This window comes from Streptomyces sp. NPDC044061, from assembly GCF_056434305.1.
In genome coordinates this window covers 1-1,451 of sequence record NZ_JBWKFL010000178.1, presented here as the reverse complement: position 1 = coordinate 1,451, position 1,451 = coordinate 1, and the positions used below count along the sequence as shown (strand labels likewise).

General features: G+C 70.3%; 1 protein-coding gene. It reads right to left on the bottom strand.

Annotation, left to right across the window (positions count from 1 at the left end; all coding sequences use genetic code 11):
- Window positions 1-115 precede the first annotated feature (115 nt).
- The gene (locus AC07CM_RS50940) at window positions 116-1,378 is read right to left on the bottom strand and encodes an IS701 family transposase (RefSeq protein WP_478883366.1); all 1,263 of its coding nucleotides are present in this window, start codon (window positions 1,376-1,378) and stop codon (window positions 116-118) included.
- Window positions 1,379-1,451 lie beyond the last annotated feature (73 nt).

The following is a 1,451-nucleotide window of genomic DNA, read 5'->3' as shown; positions in this document are numbered from 1 at the left end:
CTAGTAGGGCTTGGTCAGGTCGGTATCAGGTCTGGCGTGTTGCGGTGACAGGTGGGGCAGGCGCCGGTCCAGACCGCGAGGAGTAACTGCAGTTCGCGGGCGACCCGGTAGAGGCTCAGGCCGACGCCGTCTCTTTTGGGGACCGGGTGATGCGCTGGAGGGTGCAGAAGGCGTGCGCGACGGAGACGAGGGTGACGTGGTGGTGCCAGCCCCGCCAGGTGCGGCCCTCGAAGTGGGCCAGACCAAGGGCCTGCTTCATCTCGCGGTAGTCGTGCTCGATGCGCCAGCGCAGCTTCGCGGTGCGCACGAGGGTGGCCAGCGGGGTGTCGGCGGGCAGGTCGGACAGCCAGAACTGCACCGGCTCAGGCTCGGTGGCGGGCCATTCGGCCAGCAGCCAACGCACCGGCAGCTCCGGGCCGCCGGCGGCCCTGCGGATCACGCGTCCGGCGGGCCTGATCCGCAGGGTCACGAAGCGTGAGTACATGCGCTTGAAGCCGCTGCGGCCGCTGCCGGGACGCGAGCCCTCCCGCCACTGCACCGACCGGGCAGCCTGCCGGCCGACCGCGATGACCAGTCGCTTCACCGTCTGGGCCACCTCGGGATAGGCGGGTTGGGGCTGGGGGCCGCGGCCGTTGTAGGGCGGGGTGTGCGGCCGTGCCGCTTCCGGCTGGGCAGTGGTCGTGGTGGAGATGCCCACCACGTAGTGCAGGCCGCGTTCTTCCAGGCCCAGCCGGAAGGCGCCCGCATCGCCGTAACCACCGTCTGCGACGACGAGCGGGACATCGATGCCCCACGACCGGGTCTCGTCGATCATGTCCAGGGCCAGCTGCCACTTCTCGACATGGCCGACCTCTTCGGGGATGCCGCACCTGTCGCGGCGGGCCACCTTGGCCGCATCGGCCTTCGGCGAGGCTGGATCCCAGCTCTCGGGCACAAACAGCCGCCAGTCGATGGCCGCCGAGGCGCCGTCGGAGGCCACGTGCAGCGAGATGCCGGCCTGGCAGTTGGTGACCTTGCCCGCGGTGCCGGTGTACTGCCTGGCCACGCACGCAGACGCGTCCCCATCCTTGAGGAACCCGGTGTCATCGACGATCAGCGCGGTGGGCTTGATCACCTGCTGCATCCGCCAGGCGAGGCGGGCCCGCACATGCGCCGCGTCCCACGGGCTGGAGGTGACGAAGTGGGCCAGGGCCTGCCGGTTGCCGTCCTCGCCCAGCCGGGCGGCCATCGGTTCCACCGACTTGCGCCGCCCTTCCAGCAGCAGGCCCCGCAGATAGACCTCGCCCCACCGGCGTTGATCCGCCCGCGCGAATGGCTCGAACATCTCCGCCGCGAAGTCCTCCAGATCACACCGGACCGCGGCCAACTCCCCACCCATCACACCCGGTCAACGGCCCATCCGATCAAACGGACACGCCACTAGCGAGTGAACCTGACCAAGCCCTACTAGG